The organism is Exiguobacterium sp. s146 (genome assembly GCF_018618415.1).
Classification (GTDB): Bacteria; Bacillota; Bacilli; order Exiguobacteriales; family Exiguobacteriaceae; genus Exiguobacterium.
On the sequence record NZ_JACSMA010000002.1, the window covers coordinates 119,135 to 139,065 of the forward strand.

Consider the following 19,931-nt stretch of genomic DNA (forward strand, 5'->3'; position numbering starts at 1 on the left):
TCACCCCTTCTTCGCGGATTGTTGGAGCGCATAGAGCGCCTGCATCGCCTCGATTGGGTTCATCGCCAACAGATCAAGGTCGAGCAGTTGTCGTTTGAGGTCGTCCTCGGCCTCAAAGAGTGACAGTTGGGCGACAGGTTCAACCGGAACCGGCTGTTCCACCGCTGTCCGTGCCGGTTTCGGTTCCGTCTCGAGCTCGGACAAAATTGTCCGTGCCCGTTCAATCAAATCTGGCGGCAAATCAGCGAGTTCGGCGACGTGAATCCCGTACGATTTATCGGCCCGTCCCGGATGGACTTCATGGAGGAAGACGACACGGCCATCCCGTTCGATGGCACGGACGTGTACGTTCTCAAGGGCAGGAATCGTATCTTCGAGCACGGTCAACTCGTGATAATGGGTCGAGAACAACGTCTTCGCGCCAATCGTGGCCGCGATATATTCGACGATCGCCTGCGCGAGCGCCATCCCGTCATACGTCGAGGTTCCCCGTCCAATCTCATCGAGGAGGATGAGGCTATCGGCTGTCGCTTCCGTCACCGCCTGACGTGTCTCTGTCATCTCGACCATGAACGTCGACTGGCCGCTCACCAAATCGTCGGCCGCCCCAATGCGGGTAAAGATGCGATTGAACAAAGGGAGCTCGGCCGCTTCGGCCGGTACGAACGAGCCGATTTGATGCAAGATGGCAATCAGGGCGAACTGACGCATATACGTCGATTTACCGGACATGTTCGGTCCAGTGATCAACAGCATGCGCCGTGTGTCATCGAGCGTCAAGTCGTTGGCGACGTATTCCCCACGGGGCAATACCGTCTCAATGACCGGATGGCGACCACGATCGATTTGAACGTTGGTCGACGTCGTCGGGCGGACATAATCCCTTTTCTCGGCGACAATGGCGAGCGCGAGCAGGACGTCGAGCTCGCTCAACGAACGGGCCAACTGTTGGAGCGGTTTCGTTGAGCGTTTGACTTCGTCGCGTAAGGTGACGAACAAGTCATATTCAAGCGTACAACTCTTCTCTTCGGCTCCGAGGATGAGTGCCTCTTTCTCTTTCAACTCAGGCGTGACATAGCGTTCGGCGTTCGTGAGCGTCTGTTTCCGTTCATACCGTCCCTCTTCAAGCAGGCGCGCGTTCGCTTTCGTCACTTCTAAGTAATAGCCGAAGACACGGTTATAGCCGATTTTCAGCGACTTGATGCCGGTCGCGAGCCGTTCCTGTTGTTCGAGATTGGCAATCCACGTCTTCCCGTTCGCTTTCGCCTCGAGCAGTTCATCAAGTTCGGCCGAGTAGCCTGAACGAATCATGCCGCCTTCTTTAATCGAAATGGGCGGTGTCTCGACGAGTGCCGCTTGAAGCCGTTCCGATAGCGCATCGAATGGATCGAGCGTGGCATCGATGTGATGCAGCCGCGCTGCCGTTACATTCGCGAGCAACTCCCGTACCGCCGGAATGCGCTCGAGCGTGTTCCGTAACTGGACGAGGTCACGGGCGTTGGCCGTCCCGTACCCGACCTTGGCGACGAGCCGTTCGATATCGTAGACGTGACGTAACTGCTCCCGCAATTGATCGCGCAGCATGAAATCATCGACCAAGTTCTCGACGGCATCTTGCCGGTCGCGAATTGCCTGTTCCGTGTACAAAGGCTGTTCGAGCCAACGCTTTAACAGTCGGCCTCCCATCGCCGTCGTCGTCTCATCGAGCAAGGCGAGCAGCGACCCTTTCCGTTCCCCGGACCGGGCCGAACGGAACAGCTCTAAATTGCGCGCCGTGTTGGCATCGAGTTGCATATGCGCTTCGACCTCGTAGGCGACAGCGGGCTGCAGGTGATCGAGGGCGCGTTTTTGCGTCCTCGTCAAGTAGGCGAAAAGGAGTTCGAACGCGCCCACTTGCGCTTCGTCGCGGGCACCGTTTGATAACGAGCTCGCCAATCGCTCTGTCTGCACCGACAGCGGGATGCCGAGTGATGAGAGATGGTCTGCCAATTCGGCGTCATCCACGATGATTTCGCTCGGGACCAATCCTTCGACTTCGCGTAGGACGGCCTCGCGTGACGGTAACGTCGTCAGCCATGATTCACCAGTCGTCACATCGCCGCGGGCAATCCCAAAACGGTCTGCTACGCTCACGACCGATAGTAAATAGCGGTTCTCTTTCTCACCGAGCGCGGCCATATATGTACCCGGCGTAATGACTTGAATGACTTCACGTTTGACGAGTCCTTTCGTCGCTTTCGGATCTTCCATCTGCTCACAGATGGCCACATTGAACCCTTTTTCAATAAGTTGCTCGATATAGATGGCGGCGGAGTGATGCGGGACCCCGCACATCGGAATCGGATGCTCGGCGTTTTTTCCGTTTTTCGCGGTCAATGTCAACTCGAGCTCTTTAGCGACGACTTGAGCATCTTCAAAAAACAGCTCGTAAAAGTCGCCGAGCCGGTAGAAGAGAAAGGCGTCTGGATAATCGGCCTTGATAGAAAAGTATTGTTTCATCATCGGGGTTTGATGTATCGTTTCCATTCGTGTTCACCTCTAGAAATTAGAACAGCTGACCAAAGGCCAGCTGTCTGTTTGTTAGTATCCGCAGCCGCCGCGAGATTTTTCCGCTGCCATGCCGCTACCTGTTTTACCGGCGAGAACGTCACCGTCCGTCGACTCGATAATGCGATCTGTCACCGAGTTGGCGAGTGTGACCGTCACGTATTGAAGCAAGTCGTTCACTTCGACTTGTGTCTCTTGGAACGCCTGGACGACCGGAATCGAGTCAAGTTCGTCCATCGCCTTGTCGATTTTCAGCTCGACTTTAGCGAGTGCTTCCGTCTTTCCGTAATGCTTACAGTTGACGGCTTCTTTTTGTAAGTATTTGATGCGTTTAATCAACGTTTGAACGCGTTCACTTTCGTTCACTTTTGTTTCCGCTTCTTTGAAGCGGGCCACTTCCGGCGTGCTCGCCAATAAGTCGGCTAATTCTCTCGCTTTTTGAATCACAGTTTGATCAGTCACCATCGTAAACCCCTTTGCTCTCTATGATTGAACGCACGATTTGACGCACGCAAGTATTCTTCATCATTCTACCACGAACTTATGGCAAACGGTACCGCATCGATTCACGTCGAGACGGTCGCCGCCCGGACCATATCGACGTGTGGAATCCCGTCCTCTAAGTACTCCTCGCTCGTACGTTTGAAACCGAAGCTCGCATAGAACGGTTCTACGTATGTTTGCGCTTGGACATACAAATCGCGATCCCCGAAATCAGTCACGGCTGCTCGCATCAAACGCCGAGAATGGCCTTGCCCCCGATGCGTCAACTTCGTGACGACACGACCGATGGCGATTGGTGATTCATCTTCGAGGACACGTAACGCCGCAATCGGGCGACCGTCTGCCTCAATCCAGTAATGGACCGCCGTCACATCTTTCCCATCGACTTCTTGATACGGGCAATCTTGTTCCACGACAAAGATTTCGGTGCGGAGCACCAATAACTCATAGAGTTCCCTCGTCGTCAATTCGTCAAATCTTTTTTTTTGCATCTCAATCTGTCCCCCTCATAACGTCGAACCGAGCGCCCGGGCGACATGTAGCCCGCTCGTCATCGCCCCGATCGTCCCGGCGCCTGGAAATACCGTGTCGCCGCAGACGTAAAAATTCGGAAGGTTCGTCCGATAGCTCGCCGCATGGAATAACGCCTGTCGCGGTGTTTGGGCATATCCACCGACCGCACCGTGCGGACGTTTCGTATATTTCACCCACGCTCCAGGTCCGCCCGGAAGCAGCACCGACGATGTACCAGTCCAACTCGGGAACGCTCGTCTCACTGCCGTGACGAGGCGTTCGGTCCATTCTGCTTCTAGTTTCTCATACGTCGCCTTATCTTTCCAAGCCTGCCATTCCGACAACTCGATATGGGTCGAGATGGTCAACGTACGTTCCGGTCGTTCAGTCCGGCGCGAATCGTCCGTAGCCGACATCGAGATAAAGGCATGACCTGATGGCAAGTCGTCACTATACACTTGTTGAAAGAGCGGACGTCCCGTGCACACCGCTTCCGGTAACGTGATATACAGACTGAACGTCCCCCATTGTGTACGTTCCAGTTGACGGCCGTACTGTCGTTGGAACTGGCGCGCCGCTTGTCCCGTGACCAACTGCGCGGTCGCCTCGAGCGGAATGGCTGAGACGACGACATCGACGAGGTCGAGCCGCCCCCGGCGATCGGTCAACAACCAGCCGTCCGCGACTTGTTCAATTTTCACGATTTGCCGACCGAGGAGCGTCGTCCCGTCTGCTTGGCGAATCGACCGCTCCAAGGCGTGTGCGAGCGTATACAAGCCCCCATCGACGTAGAACGCCCCTTCATGATAGATCGATAACGCGACGGCCGCGAGCAAGTGGCTCGCTTCACGGGCACCGGTCTGCAAGCTATCAAGCAATATGCCGTCGATGACCTGTTCGAAGGTGGTCCCGTTCAATCGATGATGTGACAACGTCGTACCAAGCGGTCGATATAGCTTCCGGAACGCCTGAAGCTGGGCCGGTCGAAACGCACGAATCGCATCCGTCGCGTCACGAACCGTCCGAAATGGCAATGCCGGTAGTGTCTCAAACAACGGACGAATCGTCTCGAAATCGGCCCACACTTCATTCAAGAAGGCACGAATCTGCGGAGCGAGCTCCGGAAACGTCGCCTCGAGTTCTGCTAAAAACCGATTCCGGTCTTGATGATAGCGGATCGTCTTTCCATCGAGATGAATCTGCATCACCTCAGGTAATGGACGAACGTCAATCGTTTCACCTAAATAAGATAAGACCCGCTCATGCAGGCCGCCTGGTTCAAATCCCATCCCAAGCGTCGCGCCGGCCGGGAACCGATAGTCCCCACGTTCAAATTTGCCGGCGCAACCGCCCCATTCTCGTGACGACTCGTATACGGTCACGTCATGGCCGATCCGGCTCGCGAGCGCCCCCGTCGTCAATCCGGCAATTCCCCCACCGATAATCCCGATTCGCATCCTGATCCCCTCCTGCCTTCATCATACATGCCTTCCCGAAATTCGAGACATTTCAATCTGTCGCATGAACATATTTCATCCGCCAGGCAGGGTTCTGCCGGAAGATGGCGAAAAAAATCGATAAAGGACAGGTGAAACCATATGCGAAGTCGGGTCATCATTTATCTGCTCATTCCCATCTTGATTTTTATCGGCATTTTGATCACACCCCCATCCGAAGAATCACAAAAAGTCGCCACCATGACGGCTGTCAACATTCAAGAGATGATTCCGTATGAACGAGAGTATACAGCCCAAAAAGTGTTACTCGAGGAAGTGAACGATGGCCGCGAGGCAATTATCGAGGAGTGGCGGCTCGAACGTGGGGCGCGAACGACATATAGTTATATGCTCCGACTCCAAGGGTTCGAGACGGTGATTCAAGTCGATGCCGGGGCGGCTAACACACGCTCGGACGGCTATTATGCCATGCAGGCGCATAGCCCTGTCTTCGAAGCGGACGAGCCGTTATCGACCGGTTATCCAATCGTGCTGTTCGCCACCGAGCAACGACTCGTCCTGAACCAGATGGAAGTACGCATCCTGTACGAAGAGGACGGTGTCATTGAGAAATGGCGAATCCTTGAATCTAAAGAGTCCTAACAAAGGCGGAACTGACATGAATCTTACGTTTCAACGAGCAACCGAATCACAACAAGCCGAAATATATGCACTTGCGGGCGTCAATCGCGAAGAAGCGACCAATCACGTGTCGGCTGATAGCCGGGAAAAGATGATTGAGGCATATGAACACTCCGCGAAGTTTGGCGCTTATTTTCTCTGTCTGGTTGATGGCGAGACACTCATCGGCTGGACGCAAATCGACAAAGCATTTGATTATTTGACAGGCGCAGAGGTCGGCTGGATCAACGACTTATATGTGAAACCGGCATATCGGGGCCGAGGTTATTCGAAACAGTTGATGCGAGAAGCGCTTGATACATTCAAACAAATGGGCCATACCGACGTGCGCTTGAACGTGTATGCACACAATCAGACTGCGATGCATCTATATGAACAACTTGGCTTCTCCGACGTCAGCAAGTTCATGAAAATCGACATATGAGAGGCTAGCCTTATGCAAAAAATACTATTAATCGGCTCAGGCGGTTCGGGCAAGTCGACGCTCGCACGTGAACTAGGAATGCGACTCGGCATCGACGTCTACCACTTGGATGCTCTCCTCTGGAAACCAAATTGGACACCCGCCACGCGACAAGAACAAATTTCTATTCAGTCCGAGTTGATGGAACGTGATTCGTGGATCATCGACGGGAATTATGGGGGGACGCTCGATTTGCGAGTCGATGCTGCCGACACGATTGTATTTCTCGACTTGCCGCGTACCGTCTGCACGTATCGTGTCTTGAAGCGTATGCTCAAGTACCGCGGCAAGACACGCCCTGATATGGGTCCAGATTGTGAGGAACGGTTCGACCCGAAGTTCTTGAAGTGGGTGTGGGGGTATCCGAAGTCGCAGCGACCGGATGTACTCAATCGACTGCAATCCGTTCCTGCCGAAAAACAAGTCATCATGTTGGATTCTCAGAAACAGGTCCGCGACTTCTTGACGCGCGTCGGTAAGGAGCGACGCTTATGACTCCTAAACTTAACCCGCTCGAAGCGGCACAGCGTTTCATCTCCACACATTTCCCCCGCTGTCAGGCGGCGCTACTCGCCGGGAGTGTCGTCCGTGGGGAGGCGACCGAGACGTCGGATTTAGACATCATTGTCTTCGACGACACGCTCGTCTCGTCTTATCGGGAATCGTTCATCGAGGACGGATGGCACATCGAGCTGTTCGCCCATAACTTGATGTCGTATCACGCGTTCTTCGAACAGGATTGCCGGCGGGCCATTCCATCGTTGCCAAGAATGGTCACCGAAGGCATCGTCTTGAAGGATACGGAAATCGTCGAAGAGATTAAACAGGAAGCGCGCGCCTTGCTCGACAGCGGGCCGGAGCCGTGGTCAGACGAGACGATTGAGTTGAAACGATACTTTCTGACCGATGCACTCGAGGATTTGATCGGGTGCAACACTCGGGCTGAAGGGTTATTCATCGCGAGCACTCTCGCCACGTTAGTCTGCGAATTCATACTGCGTACGAATCGTCAATGGACGGGATCCTCGAAATGGACTTACCGCGCTCTCGACCGCTACGATGCGCAAGCCGCCCGAGAACTCGTCACTGCCCTTGAGGCGTATTATCAAACGAACGAACCCGACGCGCTCATCCGTTACGTCGATGAGACGCTCTTCCCGTTCGGCGGCCGGGTGTTCGCCGGATACAGCCGGGGGAAATCAAACGAAACGTGAGGAGTCTCTATGTTCTTTCTACAAATGTCCGGTTTCCCCGGATCAGGTAAGTCGACGCTGTCTCGGGAAATCGCCCGACGACTGGATGCGGTTATCGTCGATCACGATGTCACGAAGACGGCACTGCTCGAATCAACCGCACAATATTCGCTCGACCCGGCACTGGCCGGAACAGTCGCCTATGATCTCGATTGGGCGCTCGTCGAGTTCCATCTGTCTTTAGGACGGAATGTTATTCTAGATAGCCCCTGTCTGTATGACGTAATGATTGACCGTGGCCTGGCGATGACGGCAAATAGCGGGGCCACATATCGTTACGTCGAGTGCCTCGTCGATGATGTCGATGAAATCAATCGCCGGTTGCGTGAGCGCGACCGAAAGCTCAGTCAAATCGGAAGCGTGTCACCAGAAGATTTTTATCGGACCGTCGCAGCCAGTAAAAAACCGCCGAACATGCATACGCTTACAATCAATACGAATCGCCCGCTCGAGGCGTATTTCCCGGACGTTATCGCCTATCTCCAGGCGATGGATTGACCACCTGATGCATCATGCGACTTTTGACCGGATGCATTTTTTAATCTTTTTTGTATTTTTATGCTTTACAATTAATAATCATACATATACACTTAGTCTCATATCTTGAAGGAGGAATTCATACATGAAAAAGTGGGTCATTACAGGGGGATTAGTGGCAAGTGCATTATTGGCAGGATGTAGCCAAGAGACGACGGGCGAAGAGAAAAAGACACTCGTCATGGGGACAAGCGCCGATTACTTCCCGTATGAGTTTGTCGATACGGCGAACGGAGACGAAATCGTCGGATTCGACATCGAAATCGCGGAGACGGTCACGGAACGCCTCGGCTACGAGCTCAAAATTGAAGACATGGACTTCGGCAGCCTGCTCGGCGCATTGAACGCCGGACGTGTCGACTTCGTCATGGCCGGTATGACGCCGACGGAAGAGCGGAAAGAAAATGCCGCCTTCTCGGACATCTATTTGTCGGCGACGAACTTAGTCATGACGAAAGATGAGTCACTCGAGTCGATTGAAGCGCTCGCCGGCAAGAAAATCGGCGTCCAAACGGCATCGATTCAAGAGAACATCGCCAAAGAGCAGGCTCCGGATGCAGAACTCGTCTCATTGAACAAGATTCCAGAGATCGTTCAAGAGTTGAACACGGGACGAATCGACGCGATGGTCATCGAGGACACGGTCGCCCAAAAATACTTGGACCAAGATGCCGGCCTGTACACGTTCGCCTTGAAAGAAGATGGCGAGAAAGGTTCGGCCGCCGCCTTTAAATTAGAGGACGACCTGCGTGATCAGTTCAACGAGGAGTTGAACAAGATGATCGACTCAGGAGAAATCGACGAACTCGCCAAGAAATGGTTCTCGATGGAGCCGACGGAATGAGACAAGTCTCCTTACCGATTTACCCAGTCACCTATCCGGAAGGATACCGTTTGAATCAAAATGAGAGCCAGTTCCCGGTGCCGTCGCGGTTGTATGATCGACTCGCGACGATCTCGTTCCAAGACTTGCATGAGTATCCGGTCCAACCGATTGACGAGTTGTTCACACGCTATGCGGCATACGCTGGGGTCGAATCGAATCAGTTGCTCGTCGGTTGCGGCAGTGACGAGATGATTCACGTCGTCACCCAGGCATTGCTCGCACCAGAAGACGTCGTCTTGTCACCGAGTCCGGACTTCGCGCTTTACCCGATTTTCACGACGATTGCCCATGGCCGGCACGTGCAAGCCGAAGACCTATCGTATGACGCACTCATCCAGGCAATCGCGCAACACGCACCGAAGCTGTTGCTGTTGTCGAATCCGAACAACCCGACCGGCAAATTATGGAGCGTCGCCGAATTGGCCGAACTCGCAGGACTCGTCCCATACTTGATCGTCGACGAAGCGTATATCGACTTCACGCCGACGTCGAGCATGGTGCCCCACCTCGACTCATTCACGAATGTGATTGTGCTGCGGACGTTATCGAAGGCGTTTGGCCTGGCCAACGTCCGCCTCGGTTTCATGGTCACGACGCCCGTGCTCGCCGCTTATTTCCGTCAGTTCGTCCCGCCGTTCAACATTAGCGGGGTCAGCGCGAAAATCGCCAACATGTTCTTACAAGATGCGACTTATCTCGACGAGGCCATCGCTTGGCACGCCGACATGCGCGGACAGTGGAGCGATTTGTTCGCCACGATTGGCCACGTCCATCCCGCTGAGGCGAACTTCATTTATGTCACGCTCGAGGAACCGGAGGCCGTCTGGGCCCACCTCGCCGCGCATGGGGTTCACACGTCGAAACAACCGAACGGGATACGTATCACGCTCGGCAATGAACAAGCCCTCGCCTTGACCCGTGAGGCGCTCAGCGTTTACGCCACTCAAACGGTGAATGAATAAATAACGCTCCGACTAGGTCCAGTCGGAGCTTTTTGTCATGGGATAAGTTTGATCACTTTGGCCGGATTGCCCCCGACGACAGTCCGTGCCGGCACATCTTTTGTCACGACGGCGCCTGAGGCGATGACCGCATCGTCCCCGACTGTCACCCCTGGGTTCAAGATGGCCCCACCGCCAATCCAGACTCGATGCCCGACCGTGACCGGCTTCCCGTATTCAAGACCTGAGATTCGTTCGATTGGGTCGAGCGGATGCGTCGCCGTATAGACGTGGACACCCGGACCGAGCATGCAATCGTCACCGAACGTGATTGGACAGATGTCGAGGAATACGCAGTCAAAGTTGGCGAAGAATCGTTCTCCGAGATGAATGTTATAGCCGTAGTCGCATTTGAACGTCGGTTCCAAATAGTAAGAGCCCCCGGTCGAGCCGAACAGCTCGGCTAGCACTCCTTTTCGGAGATCGAGTTCATCAATGCCGGACCGATTGAACCGTTCCGTCAAACGCCTCGCTTGACGTCGGTCGGCGACGAGCTCGTCATCCCCGGCGATGTAAAGTTCGCCCCGAATCATCTTTTCTTTTTCTGTCATCTGCTTCTCCCCCTTTTCTTGTTTTAGTATAGAGGAATTTCTGACCAAACGGGGAATAGGAACATGACGAACTAGAGGAGGAATAGACAGATGAAACGAATTCTTGATTGCAGAGCCAGTGATTTCTTGACGTTCAACCGCTCGGATTTGATCGGGTCGATTCGGAAGGCTGAGGGGCGTACCATCCTCGCCGAGGTGATCCCGACCGTGCAGCCGCTCTATCCAGAAGTGACGAACGCCGAACTCGCTCGGGCGTTCGGGGCCGATATGATCCTATTGAATATGCTCGACGTGTTCCATCCGTACATAAAAGGACTCGAAAGCCACGCCTTGTTCGGAAACGTACCGGGCGAGACGATGTCTGACAATCCGATTATGGAATTGAAACGGCTCGTCGGTTTGCCGATTGGGGTCAACCTCGAACCGGTCGACTTCTCCGAGAAGTCAGAGGACATGTATGACGTGAAGCAAGGTCGACTGGCGACACGCGAGGCATTCGCGCGAGCATCCGAGCTCGGCATCGACTTCATCTGTTTGACTGGCAACCCGAACACCGGGGTGACGAACGAGGCAATCGAGCAAGCCATCATCAACGCGCGCCAAGAATTCGCGGGCGTCATCATCGCCGGGAAGATGCATCAAGCCGGCGTCGGCCGGGTACTCGATCAAGAGGCGTATGTCCGCTTCGCTGAGGCTGGGGCCGACATCATCTTGATTCCAGCGCCCGGCACCGTTCCGGGCGTCCGCGAAGATGAGTTCTATGAAGTCACGCGCGAGATTCAGGCGTTGAACAAACTCGTCGTCGCCGCCATCGGCACGTCACAAGAAGGATCGGATGAGGCGACGATTCGCGACATCGCCTTATCCTCGAAGCGCGGCGGGACCGACCTGTTCCATATCGGCGACGCCGGCCTCTCTGGCATCGCCACACCGGAGAACATTCAGGCATTATCAATCGCCATCCGGGGACGGCGCCATACGTATATCCGCATGGCCGCGTCGGTCAACCGCTAATCAAAAGGAACGAAGCCAATTGCGGCTTCGTTCCTTTTGATGTTACCAGTCGGTGACGTCACGGCGTGGTTTCGCCGGGGTCGTCGTCCCATGCCGTTTGGCGAGGAGCGTCTCGACGTCTTGTAACGATACGCCTTTGGCGGCGAGCAAGACGAGCAAATGATACAAGAGATCGGCCGACTCTTCGACCAAATCTTCATCGTTCAATGCCGCGATGACGACCTCGAACGACTCTTCCCCAAATTTTTTGGCAATCTTGTCGACACCTTGGTCGAATAGATAAGACGTATACGACCCTTCTTTCGGTGACGCCTGACGTTCTTGAATCAACTTCTCTAATTCGTGAATCATCCTTCCACCTCCGTGAAAAAGCAGCTTCGATTTCCGGTATGGCACGTCGGCCCGTTCGCATGGACACGGACCAAGAGCGCGTCTTGGTCACAATCGACGTGGATGCTTTCGAGATCGAGCGTATTTCCGCTCGACTCGCCTTTCATCCAGAGTCGCCTTTTCGAACGTGACCAGAACGTGACCGTATTCGTCTCGAGCGTCTTCTGAATCGCCTCATCGTTCATGTAGCCTAACATGAGGACGGCGTCGTCCTCGGTCGACACGATGATGGCTGGAATCAATCCGTTTGCGTCGTAACGAACCGCATCGGCAAGTTGTGCTCGCTGCATACGTGTTTCACCTCTTCCACTGTCGTTTTCCGGTCGTGCAAAATCGAGGCGAGTAGCGCCGCATCGACTTTCTCAAGCGCGTCCACGACATGATTCGCGTTCCCGGCACCACCTGAGGCGATAATCGGGATGTCGACGGCCTCGCGGAGCAGCTCGAGAATCGTTAAATCATACCCGTTCTGCTTCCCGTCCTGGTTCATCGACGTGACGAGTAGCTCGCCTGCTCCGAGCTCGGTCACTTGTTTTGCCCAGTCGACGGCCCGTAATTCGGTCCGATTCTTTCCACCATACGTGTAGACGATGTATTCCCCGTCCTCAAATTTGACGTCGATGGCGATGACGATGCATTGTGACCCGAATCGCTCGGCGGCCCGTTTAATCAAATCAGGTGATTCGACGGCGAGCGTATTGAGCGACACTTTATCGGCTCCGGCTTTTAAAAGAGAAGAGATGTCTTCGAGCGACCGGATGCCGCCGCCGACCGTGAGCGGAATGAACACTTTGCGGGCGACGGCACTGACGACGTCGAGCATCGTCTGACGACGCTCCGTGCTCGCTGTAATATCGAGAAAGACGAGTTCATCGGCACCAGAGGCATCATAATATTTGGCAATCTCGACCGGATCGCCGATATCACGGAGTGCCACGAATTCAATTCCTTTGACGACACGGCCGTCTTTTACATCCAGACAAGGGATAATGCGACGTTTAAGCATGGCGCGCCTCCCACTCGATCAAGTCATCAAGGCTGACTTGGCCGGATAACAGTGCCTTGCCGACGACCGCCTCATCGATGCCGGCCGCTTGCAGTGCTTCGACGTCAGCCTCGGTCGTCACACCGCCCGAGGCGATTAACGTGACCGATACGGCTTCACGGAGCGCCTTCATCCGTTCAAGGTTCGGTCCGTTCAATTTCCCGTCCGATCCAATGTCCGTATAGAGAATCGTCTTGACGCCTCGATCGACAAGCCCTTTCGCGGCATCGATATCTTTCAAATCGGTCGTTTCTTGCCAGCCGTTGACGGCGACAATCCCATCATAAGCATCGAGGGCGACGGCGACACGATCACCGTACTTCGCGAGCGCCCGGTCCAAGAATTCCGGGTCCATGAACGCTTTCGTCCCGAGCAAGACCCGGTCCGCGCCGGTCGCCATGACCGCGTCGAGCGCTTCTTCGGAACGGATGCCCCCGCCCGTCTGAACGAAGAAACCGCATGTTTTGGCAAACCGGACCACGTCAAGATGTCTCGGTTCACCAGCCTTCGCCCCTTCGAGGTCAATCAAGTGGAGCATCGGGACACGTCCTTGCCACTCCTTCAATTTCTCATACGGGTCTCCGTACTGTTCTTCTGTATTAAAATCGCCTTCCGTCAAGCGGACGATTTTTCCGTCAATCAAATCAATGGCCGGTAGTAATCTCACGTTCGACCGCCTCCTTCCATTCTTTCAATAAACTGAGTCCAAACGCGCCGCTCTTCTCCGGGTGGAACTGCATTCCCGTGACGAGCCCTTTCTGCACGATGGCCGGCACTTCTTCCCCCATATAATCGGCAGAGGCGATGACATGGACCGGGTCGGTCACGACGTGATACGAGTGAACGAAATAGACGTCCTCATCTCGCAAAATCGAGTTCCATCCGACGTGCGGCAGCCGTTTGGCCCGCATCCGTTCGACGCGTCCTTCAATCAAACCGAGCCCTTCTGTCGGGATCCCTTCCGTGCTCGACTCGAATAAGAGTTGCATGCCGAGGCAAATGCCGAGGAACGGCTTCTCCTGTGTCGAACGTTTCAACAACGGGATGAGTCCCGTCTCGCTCAGTGATTGCATCGCCTGCGGGAACGCCCCGACACCAGGAAGCAAGATGGCGTCCGCCGCCTCGATCTCTAAGGGATCGTTCGTGATGGTGACGTAACAGCCGATGGCTTGGAGCGCCCGTTCGACGTTGAACACGTTGCCCATCCCGTAATCGATAACCGCGACTCTCATCCTTCAATCAGTCCTTTCGTCGATGGCAGTCGATTCGACCCGTCTTGCCCGATCGCTTCAGCGAGAGCGCGGCCGAACGCTTTGAACAGTCCCTCAATCATATGGTGGGAGTTCGACCCGTAGAGCACTTCGAGATGAAGCGTTAAGCGGGCGTTCATCGCAACGGCCCGGAAAAACTCTTCGGCGAGCTCCGTATCAAAATCCCCGAGTTTCGGGTTTTTGATATCGGCCCGGTAGACGAGGAACGGTCGACCCGACACGTCGACGACGGCTCGCGCGAGCGTCTCGTCCATCGGCAAATAACTCGTGCCGTAGCGACGGATCCCGATTTTGTCGCCGAGCGCTTGATTGATCATCTGACCGAGGGCAATCCCGACGTCTTCGACCGTGTGGTGGGCGTCGACCCACGTATCCCCTTCGACATGGGCCGTCAAATCGATTTGGCTATGGAATGCGAACAGGGTCAACATATGGTCAAAGAAGCCGACGCCTGTCTTGACGTCACTTTGTCCCGTCCCGTTCAAGTCGAGTTTAAGTTCAATCTTCGTTTCTTTCGTCTCTCGTTTCGTCTCAGCTGTTCTCAAGTGAAGTCACCTCTTCTATCGTTAGTTGAAGCAAGCGGTACGCCTCATCCGTACCCGCACTGACACGAAGGCCGTCTGCAAACGCGCGAACGTGCACGTCTTTTTCAATGAAGCGGGCGGCCCAGGCTTCGCTGTCCGGTGTCTCGACGTATAGGAAGTTGGCACGGCTCGGTAAGACATTACCGATTGGCGCGAGCAACGTCTCGAGCTTTTGTCGCTGGGTTTGATGGAAGTTGATCGACTCATCGATATAATCGGGGTCGTTCAAGACGACTGTCGCCACGGCTGCACTCAACCCGCTCACATTGAACGGCGAGCGGAATCGGTCAATCTTCTCAATTAAGCGCTCGTCGGCAATCATGAAGCCGATACGCAGATTCGCGAGTCCGAACGCTTTCGATAGCGTCCGGAGAATGATCACGTTCGCATGATCTGCGAGACGGGATTTAAACGAATCTTCCATCGTGAAATCAATATACGCCTCATCGACGACAAGGTACGGAACTCGACGTGCAATCGTCTCGAGCTCATCGAGCGACCACATCTTGCCGGTCGGATTGTTCGGGTTCGAGATGAGCACGAGTTTTGGATGTTCTGCTTCAATCGTCTGCATGATCGCCTCGTACGACAGTCCGTTCGCATCCGGTTGCACGAAGTTGCCGCGGGCGATGTGCGTGTAAATGCCATACATCGAAAAGTCGGGAATCGGTGCGGCGACGACGTCCTCGGTATCGAGGATGGCTTGACAGAGAATCGCGAGCAATTCATCGCTGCCACTGCCGACCATGAGTTGTTGTGGGCTCACACCGGCATACGCCGCATAGCTTTGTTTCAGTGCCGTCAACTCGTCGACCGGATAATGGCTCAAGTCGAGCGGCAGCTCTCGTATTGCCGTCTTCAAGCGCTCTGGGAACGCATACTGGCTCTCATTTTGATTCAACGCGTGCCCTTTGACCGCATGCGGGACGTAGCGTGGAATCGATTCATAGTTCAGTCTCATACGTCCTCCAATCGGACCGCCATCGCCCGGGCGTGGCCGTCAAGTTGTTCTTGTTTCGCGATTCGAATCGCGGCACGTGTGATGCGTTCATCGAGCTCTGTCATTTGCAGGAACGTCTGGCGTCGGTAAAAATCATCGACCGACAGTCCGCTCGAGAAGCGGGCCGTTCCGCTCGTCGGCAGGACGTGGTTCGGTCCAGCGATGTAATCCCCAAACGCCTCCGCCGCTTCGTGACCGAGGAAGAACGATCCGCCGTGGCGGATGGCTTGCATGTAGTCTTCCGGGTCGGCGACGGCGAGTTGGACGTGTTCGGCCGCCATCTCGTTCGCATGACGAATCGCCTCATCCTTCGTCTTCACGAGGACACCTCCGCGCTTTATCGCCTCCGTCGCGATTTCACGGCGCGGCAGTTCGCCCAACTGTCGGTCCAGTTCTTGTCGAATTGCTTCAGCCAATTCGTCTGTCGGAACGAGCGCAAGTGCCGTCGCTTCGACATCGTGCTCGGCTTGGGCTAGCAAATCGGCGGCAATCCATCTCGGGTTGGCCGTCTCATCGGCGATGATGAGCACTTCGGACGGTCCAGCGACCGAATCGATGCCGACGATGTGGGACACGAGTGATTTTGCCGTCGCGACATAAGCGTTCCCAGGACCGACGATTTTATCGACGGCTTGGATTGTCTCGGTGCCGAACGCCAAGGCGGCCACGGCTTGCGCCCCGCCGACGAGATAGCATTCATCCGCCCCGGCGATTTTTGCCGCAATCAATAACGATAAGTCGATGCCGTCTTGTTTCGGCGGCGTCACCATGACGACACGTTTCACGCCAGCCACTTTCGCCGGAATGATGTTCATCAACACACTCGACGGATAGACGGCCGTCCCGCCCGGCACGTACACGCCGACCGAGTCGAGCGGCATGAAACGGCGTCCAAGCCGGAACATCTCGTCTTCATATACGTCGTCTTGGCGTCGTTGGCGCTCGTGGAACGTGCGAATCCGTTCGGCCGCGAGTGTCAGCGCCTCGGTCAGTTCAGCGTATGCCTCAGGGGGGGTGAAAGTCGTCAAATCGACCGTCTCGATTTTGTCGACACCGTCAAATTTCTTCGTGAACGCGAGGAGCGCCTCGTCCCCGTTCGACTCCACGGCCTCGAGAATCGGTTTGACCGCTTCCGCCCAACTTTCCCGCCGGGTCCGGTTCGTTTCCGTACTCATTTCGCTTCCTCCTTGCTCAAACGACGAATCCATGCCTTCAACTCATCCGGATTGTTGGCGAGTGCCGCCTCACTCGTGATGAATTTAGCGTTTATCGTGAAAATCGTCTCGTATTCTTCAAGGTCGTTCGCGCGCAGGGTCGCCCCTGTCTCGACGATATCGACGATGCAATCGGCGAGTCCGGTCAACGGTGCAAGTTCGACCGAACCGTTCAACGCGATCACTTCGACGTTCTGTCGCTTCGAGGCGAAGTGAGAGATGGCGATATTCGGATATTTGCTCGCGACTTTCAATTTCTTCGTCCCGTTCTTCCGTTCTTTCGGTCCACAAACTGCCATACGGCAACGGCCGAACGGCAAGTCGACGACTTCCAGCACGCCAGGGGTCTTCTCGCGCAAGATGTCGCCGCCGACGACACCGACATCTGCCGCGCCGTGCATGACGTACTTATAGACGTCATCCCCTTTGACGAAGATGAACTCATGCCCGTCGACTTCGACCGTCAGTTCACGGCCGCGCTTCTCCGGCCAGACCGTGAGTCCGACTTGTTCGAAATATTCTCGGGCTGCCTTTTCAATACGTCCTTTTGCGATGGCCACCTTCATAAAATCACCTCACCTAACTGTTCTAAATCAAGGGACAGTCCGAACGCCCGTCGCGATTGGCCGAAATGTCCGTATAATGAATCATAGCGACCACCCGACAGCACACGTCGTCCGTCGATGCTACCGGTCACCGTCAATCCTGAATAGTAATCAAAGTCACCGGTCTGTCCAAAGTCGTACGATACGTTCAAACCGATCGATCGTAGATGTTCGACCGCCCGCTCGACTTCGTCTATGGCAGACGTCAAGCTCGGCTCCGCGACTTCATGTAACTCATCCAGTGCCGAATCGCCAATCAAGAACGGTAATTTCGCGATTAACGGGTATTGATACGTATCGGCAAGTTCCCGAAGCGATTCTAAGTTGCGGAGCGCCAAATATTGACGTAGCGTCCGCTCCGGGATACCGGCCTCGTCCGCCACAGCGGCGACCAAGGCAGCCGATCCGACTTGAATCCGGAGTCTGTCTTGTGGCAAGACACGCTCGGTCATCTTGAGAAACGAGGCGATCAACTCCATATCAGGAGCATCTCCGTCAATCCATTCAAGACCGAGCTGTTGACGTTCATGCGGCTGGCCCGAGTGCTTCGGGGTACGTCGATAGACGGCGCCGGCATACGCAACACGCATCGGCTCATGACCGTCCGCAAGTTTCCGTGCGATTTGTAATGTATAGTCCGGACGCATGACGAGCAACTCTCCGTCGTTCCCGAACAGACGATAATAGGCCGATTCATCGAATAGGGCCAAGTCTTGATAGTGCGAATAATATTCTACGAGTGGCGGTTCAATTACGCTGTAGCCGTTTGCTTCGGCTCGCTCTAGAAATGATAACATCCACTGCTTCGGACGCAGGATGTCCTCCCCTTGCAATTCGTGCCATCCTTCCGGGATGGATCCTTTTGTATTGAACCAAATCATCGATATCACCCTTTATCTTATTATCACTTTACCAAACTAAAGTAGTGTGTTAAATTTATCAAACCAAGCCGGTGCTGTCAACCGGCGAACTCGAAAGGAATGTCGCATGATGATTGACTTTACCCGTGATGGTCACCTTCACACCCCATTTTGCCCACATGGCTCGACAGATCCGCTCCATATGTACGTCGAGCAGGCGTTAGCCCGTGGCATCAAGACGCTCACGTTCACCGAACATGCCCCATTTCCAGCCCGGTTCCTCGACCCGACGCCCGACAAAGACTCGGCCATGTCGGTCGAATCGTTACCGCTTTATATTGAAGCAATTCAAACGCTGAAGCGGTCATATCCCGATCTCGATATCCGACTTGGCCTAGAGATCGACTATTTACCGGGTAGTGAGTCCGAGACGTTGGCCTTCCTCGAGCCATATTCGGACGTATTAGATGAAACCATCTTGTCTCAACACTTTCTCCTCGTCGACGGTGAGCTCCTGCCTGTCGACTTCTCGGCCGAGACATTTGACACGCTTGTACGTCGCGTCGGGTCGTTCGAAGAGGTAATGCGACGTTACTACACGGCGCTTGAGGCCGGACTCGCTTTTCCATGGGAGCGCTTAAAAGTAAATCGCATCGGACATATCGATTTGCCAATCAAATATCAAGCAAATTATGACTGGGAGCGAAAGAACGTTCTCCCTGAACAAACCCGTTTGCTCCAAACAATCGCGAACCGCGGATTCGGACTCGATGTGAACACGGCCGGGTTACGGAAACCGGAATGTGGTCAAATTTATGCGCTCGATATCGCGCCGAAAGCAATGTCCTACGGCATCCCGCTCGTGCTCGGATCGGACGCCCATATCGCCGCTGATGTCGCCGCTGGATTCAATGACATACAAAAAAAAGCCACGTTCCTATGAACGTGGCTTTTTCACAGCGATCTAGCTATCTAGATCCCCATTTTTGGTTGTCGATAACGATATGGCGTTCCATTTCTTCATCTATTGACAATCATACCATACTGATTCGGCAATGCAACCTGAAAATGAAAAAAGGATGACGGAATTGTCATCCTTTGTTATTTAGACAGCCATTTCGGCGTATAATCCTTTTAGTTCTTCTGTAGCTGCCTCATCCATCTGTAACGCGACGAGTTCAACGAATTGAAGCGCTGGGTCCTTGTCGCCCGACATCCGAACGATCTCGGCTGCCGCATCGTCGAGCGCGAGTAAGATACCCGATACTCCGAGCGTTGGGTAGTAACGGAGTAGTGCGCGGACGTGTTTCATTTCTGAGATATCGTACCCATTAATCTTCAGAGCCTTGACCGCCAACTCCTTATGCGTCCCAATCGCAAATTTATCTTCCCACACCTCTTCGAGTGTGATTAACGCTTCCACATCATAGGCACCATCAGTGAAACGAACTTGTTTTTCCATGTAACATTTCCCCTCTCGTTAATCTACTTTCATTATAAGTAAGAAACACCCGAAAAGTTTGTGAAATATTGAACATTATGTGGAAACTTTGTC

The 19,931-nt window shown here is 54.4% G+C and carries 25 protein-coding genes; 9 read left to right on the plus strand and 16 right to left on the minus strand.

Going from position 1 to position 19,931, the window contains the following annotated elements:
- From mutS to KNP83_RS07210, 4 genes are all read right to left on the minus strand, one after another.
- Window positions 1–2,526 carry a DNA mismatch repair protein MutS gene (gene mutS / locus KNP83_RS07195; RefSeq protein WP_214761906.1) on the minus strand — a complete coding sequence of 842 codons (2,526 nt, stop codon included), beginning with the start codon at window positions 2,524–2,526 and terminating at the stop codon, window positions 1–3.
- 54 nt (window positions 2,527–2,580) lie between these two features.
- Window positions 2,581–3,012, minus strand: a complete 432-nt coding sequence (locus KNP83_RS07200) for a YlbF/YmcA family competence regulator (RefSeq protein ID WP_021067281.1) — start codon at window positions 3,010–3,012, stop codon at window positions 2,581–2,583.
- A gap of 101 nt (window positions 3,013–3,113) precedes the next feature.
- Complete coding sequence (locus KNP83_RS07205; RefSeq protein WP_214761907.1) at window positions 3,114–3,542, minus strand: GNAT family N-acetyltransferase; 429 nt, start codon at window positions 3,540–3,542, stop codon at window positions 3,114–3,116.
- Between the two features lie 15 nt (window positions 3,543–3,557).
- Entirely contained in the window at window positions 3,558–5,021 is a 1,464-nt protein-coding gene (locus KNP83_RS07210; protein ID WP_214761908.1) for a phytoene desaturase family protein, read from the minus strand.
- A 141-nt stretch (window positions 5,022–5,162) separates the two neighbouring features.
- Here KNP83_RS07210 and KNP83_RS07215 point away from each other — a divergent pair, with 141 nt between their 5' ends.
- From KNP83_RS07215 to KNP83_RS07245, 7 genes are all read left to right on the plus strand, one after another.
- Entirely contained in the window at window positions 5,163–5,663 is a 501-nt protein-coding gene (locus KNP83_RS07215; protein ID WP_214761909.1) for a hypothetical protein, read from the plus strand.
- A gap of 16 nt (window positions 5,664–5,679) precedes the next feature.
- The gene (locus KNP83_RS07220; protein ID WP_214761910.1) at window positions 5,680–6,126 is read left to right on the plus strand and encodes a GNAT family N-acetyltransferase; all 447 of its coding nucleotides are present in this window, start codon (window positions 5,680–5,682) and stop codon (window positions 6,124–6,126) included.
- Window positions 6,127–6,138: 12 nt separating this feature from the next.
- A complete protein-coding gene (locus tag KNP83_RS07225; protein ID WP_214761911.1) occupies window positions 6,139–6,660 on the plus strand; it encodes a DNA topology modulation protein in 522 nt (173 codons plus the stop codon).
- Window positions 6,657–7,379, plus strand: coding sequence for a nucleotidyltransferase domain-containing protein (locus KNP83_RS07230; RefSeq protein WP_214761912.1), 723 nt, complete (start codon window positions 6,657–6,659; stop codon window positions 7,377–7,379). The genes KNP83_RS07225 and KNP83_RS07230 overlap by 4 nt, the downstream gene beginning before the upstream one ends.
- Before the next feature lie 9 nt (window positions 7,380–7,388).
- Window positions 7,389–7,916 (plus strand): P-loop nucleotide/nucleoside kinase family protein, encoded by a 528-nt coding sequence (locus KNP83_RS07235; protein ID WP_214761913.1) that lies wholly within the window; start codon window positions 7,389–7,391, stop codon window positions 7,914–7,916.
- A gap of 124 nt (window positions 7,917–8,040) precedes the next feature.
- Window positions 8,041–8,799, plus strand: coding sequence for a transporter substrate-binding domain-containing protein (locus tag KNP83_RS07240; RefSeq protein ID WP_214761914.1), 759 nt, complete (start codon window positions 8,041–8,043; stop codon window positions 8,797–8,799).
- A complete protein-coding gene (locus tag KNP83_RS07245) occupies window positions 8,796–9,803 on the plus strand; it encodes a pyridoxal phosphate-dependent aminotransferase (protein WP_214761915.1) in 1,008 nt (335 codons plus the stop codon). Before KNP83_RS07240 ends, KNP83_RS07245 begins: the two co-directional genes overlap by 4 nt.
- Before the next feature lie 35 nt (window positions 9,804–9,838).
- On the opposite strand, the gene KNP83_RS07250 is transcribed toward KNP83_RS07245, so the two are convergent.
- On the minus strand, window positions 9,839–10,393 hold the full coding sequence (locus KNP83_RS07250; protein WP_214761916.1) for a maltose acetyltransferase domain-containing protein: 555 nt from the start codon (window positions 10,391–10,393) through the stop codon (window positions 9,839–9,841).
- A 90-nt stretch (window positions 10,394–10,483) separates the two neighbouring features.
- Between KNP83_RS07250 and KNP83_RS07255 the strand changes: the two genes are divergently transcribed.
- Window positions 10,484–11,407: a DUF7916 family protein gene (locus tag KNP83_RS07255; protein WP_214761917.1), complete on the plus strand. Its 924-nt coding sequence runs from the start codon at window positions 10,484–10,486 to the stop codon at window positions 11,405–11,407.
- A 42-nt stretch (window positions 11,408–11,449) separates the two neighbouring features.
- On the opposite strand, the gene hisE is transcribed toward KNP83_RS07255, so the two are convergent.
- Genes hisE through KNP83_RS07305 form a run of 10 tightly spaced genes read right to left on the minus strand, consistent with a single transcriptional unit; the run spans window position 11,450 to window position 18,397 of the window.
- The gene (gene hisE, locus KNP83_RS07260) at window positions 11,450–11,758 is read right to left on the minus strand and encodes a phosphoribosyl-ATP diphosphatase (protein WP_214719725.1); all 309 of its coding nucleotides are present in this window, start codon (window positions 11,756–11,758) and stop codon (window positions 11,450–11,452) included.
- A complete protein-coding gene (hisI, locus tag KNP83_RS07265) occupies window positions 11,755–12,087 on the minus strand; it encodes a phosphoribosyl-AMP cyclohydrolase (protein WP_214761918.1) in 333 nt (110 codons plus the stop codon). The genes hisE and hisI overlap by 4 nt, the downstream gene beginning before the upstream one ends.
- Window positions 12,036–12,803 (minus strand): imidazole glycerol phosphate synthase subunit HisF, encoded by a 768-nt coding sequence (gene hisF, locus KNP83_RS07270; RefSeq protein ID WP_214761919.1) that lies wholly within the window; start codon window positions 12,801–12,803, stop codon window positions 12,036–12,038. Before hisF ends, hisI begins: the two co-directional genes overlap by 52 nt.
- The gene (hisA, locus tag KNP83_RS07275) at window positions 12,796–13,509 is read right to left on the minus strand and encodes a 1-(5-phosphoribosyl)-5-[(5-phosphoribosylamino)methylideneamino]imidazole-4-carboxamide isomerase (RefSeq protein WP_214761920.1); all 714 of its coding nucleotides are present in this window, start codon (window positions 13,507–13,509) and stop codon (window positions 12,796–12,798) included. The genes hisF and hisA overlap by 8 nt, the downstream gene beginning before the upstream one ends.
- On the minus strand, window positions 13,487–14,074 hold the full coding sequence (gene hisH, locus KNP83_RS07280) for an imidazole glycerol phosphate synthase subunit HisH (protein WP_214761921.1): 588 nt from the start codon (window positions 14,072–14,074) through the stop codon (window positions 13,487–13,489). Before hisH ends, hisA begins: the two co-directional genes overlap by 23 nt.
- A complete protein-coding gene (gene hisB / locus KNP83_RS07285) occupies window positions 14,071–14,658 on the minus strand; it encodes an imidazoleglycerol-phosphate dehydratase HisB (protein ID WP_214761922.1) in 588 nt (195 codons plus the stop codon). Before hisB ends, hisH begins: the two co-directional genes overlap by 4 nt.
- Window positions 14,645–15,658, minus strand: a complete 1,014-nt coding sequence (locus KNP83_RS07290) for a pyridoxal phosphate-dependent aminotransferase (RefSeq protein ID WP_214761923.1) — start codon at window positions 15,656–15,658, stop codon at window positions 14,645–14,647. The genes hisB and KNP83_RS07290 overlap by 14 nt, the downstream gene beginning before the upstream one ends.
- Entirely contained in the window at window positions 15,655–16,872 is a 1,218-nt protein-coding gene (gene hisD, locus KNP83_RS07295; protein WP_214761924.1) for a histidinol dehydrogenase, read from the minus strand. Before hisD ends, KNP83_RS07290 begins: the two co-directional genes overlap by 4 nt.
- Window positions 16,869–17,477: an ATP phosphoribosyltransferase gene (gene hisG, locus KNP83_RS07300; RefSeq protein WP_214761925.1), complete on the minus strand. Its 609-nt coding sequence runs from the start codon at window positions 17,475–17,477 to the stop codon at window positions 16,869–16,871. Before hisG ends, hisD begins: the two co-directional genes overlap by 4 nt.
- On the minus strand, window positions 17,474–18,397 hold the full coding sequence (locus KNP83_RS07305; protein WP_214761926.1) for an ATP phosphoribosyltransferase regulatory subunit: 924 nt from the start codon (window positions 18,395–18,397) through the stop codon (window positions 17,474–17,476). Before KNP83_RS07305 ends, hisG begins: the two co-directional genes overlap by 4 nt.
- Before the next feature lie 109 nt (window positions 18,398–18,506).
- On the opposite strand from KNP83_RS07305, the gene hisJ reads away from it, so the two are divergent.
- Complete coding sequence (gene hisJ / locus KNP83_RS07310; protein ID WP_214761927.1) at window positions 18,507–19,319, plus strand: histidinol-phosphatase HisJ; 813 nt, start codon at window positions 18,507–18,509, stop codon at window positions 19,317–19,319.
- Window positions 19,320–19,481: 162 nt separating this feature from the next.
- On the opposite strand, the gene KNP83_RS07315 is transcribed toward hisJ, so the two are convergent.
- Complete coding sequence (locus tag KNP83_RS07315) at window positions 19,482–19,838, minus strand: hypothetical protein (protein ID WP_214761928.1); 357 nt, start codon at window positions 19,836–19,838, stop codon at window positions 19,482–19,484.
- Between the last annotated feature and the right edge of the window lie 93 nt (window positions 19,839–19,931).

Coding starts and splice junctions, on each gene's coding strand:
- mutS (WP_214761906.1), bottom strand. CDS start 2,526: ATGGAAACGATACATCAAACCCCGATGATGAAACAATACTTTTCTATC.
- KNP83_RS07200 (WP_021067281.1), bottom strand. CDS start 3,012: ATGGTGACTGATCAAACTGTGATTCAAAAAGCGAGAGAATTAGCCGAC.
- KNP83_RS07205 (WP_214761907.1), bottom strand. CDS start 3,542: ATGCAAAAAAAAAGATTTGACGAATTGACGACGAGGGAACTCTATGAG.
- KNP83_RS07210 (WP_214761908.1), bottom strand. CDS start 5,021: ATGCGAATCGGGATTATCGGTGGGGGAATTGCCGGATTGACGACGGGG.
- KNP83_RS07215 (WP_214761909.1), top strand. CDS start 5,163: ATGCGAAGTCGGGTCATCATTTATCTGCTCATTCCCATCTTGATTTTT.
- KNP83_RS07220 (WP_214761910.1), top strand. CDS start 5,680: ATGAATCTTACGTTTCAACGAGCAACCGAATCACAACAAGCCGAAATA.
- KNP83_RS07225 (WP_214761911.1), top strand. CDS start 6,139: ATGCAAAAAATACTATTAATCGGCTCAGGCGGTTCGGGCAAGTCGACG.
- KNP83_RS07230 (WP_214761912.1), top strand. CDS start 6,657: ATGACTCCTAAACTTAACCCGCTCGAAGCGGCACAGCGTTTCATCTCC.
- KNP83_RS07235 (WP_214761913.1), top strand. CDS start 7,389: ATGTTCTTTCTACAAATGTCCGGTTTCCCCGGATCAGGTAAGTCGACG.
- KNP83_RS07240 (WP_214761914.1), top strand. CDS start 8,041: ATGAAAAAGTGGGTCATTACAGGGGGATTAGTGGCAAGTGCATTATTG.
- KNP83_RS07245 (WP_214761915.1), top strand. CDS start 8,796: ATGAGACAAGTCTCCTTACCGATTTACCCAGTCACCTATCCGGAAGGA.
- KNP83_RS07250 (WP_214761916.1), bottom strand. CDS start 10,393: ATGACAGAAAAAGAAAAGATGATTCGGGGCGAACTTTACATCGCCGGG.
- KNP83_RS07255 (WP_214761917.1), top strand. CDS start 10,484: ATGAAACGAATTCTTGATTGCAGAGCCAGTGATTTCTTGACGTTCAAC.
- hisE (WP_214719725.1), bottom strand. CDS start 11,758: ATGATTCACGAATTAGAGAAGTTGATTCAAGAACGTCAGGCGTCACCG.
- hisI (WP_214761918.1), bottom strand. CDS start 12,087: ATGCAGCGAGCACAACTTGCCGATGCGGTTCGTTACGACGCAAACGGA.
- hisF (WP_214761919.1), bottom strand. CDS start 12,803: ATGCTTAAACGTCGCATTATCCCTTGTCTGGATGTAAAAGACGGCCGT.
- hisH (WP_214761921.1), bottom strand. CDS start 14,074: ATGAGAGTCGCGGTTATCGATTACGGGATGGGCAACGTGTTCAACGTC.
- KNP83_RS07290 (WP_214761923.1), bottom strand. CDS start 15,658: ATGAGACTGAACTATGAATCGATTCCACGCTACGTCCCGCATGCGGTC.
- hisD (WP_214761924.1), bottom strand. CDS start 16,872: ATGAGTACGGAAACGAACCGGACCCGGCGGGAAAGTTGGGCGGAAGCG.
- hisG (WP_214761925.1), bottom strand. CDS start 17,477: ATGAAGGTGGCCATCGCAAAAGGACGTATTGAAAAGGCAGCCCGAGAA.
- KNP83_RS07305 (WP_214761926.1), bottom strand. CDS start 18,397: ATGATTTGGTTCAATACAAAAGGATCCATCCCGGAAGGATGGCACGAA.
- hisJ (WP_214761927.1), top strand. CDS start 18,507: ATGATTGACTTTACCCGTGATGGTCACCTTCACACCCCATTTTGCCCA.
- KNP83_RS07315 (WP_214761928.1), bottom strand. CDS start 19,838: ATGGAAAAACAAGTTCGTTTCACTGATGGTGCCTATGATGTGGAAGCG.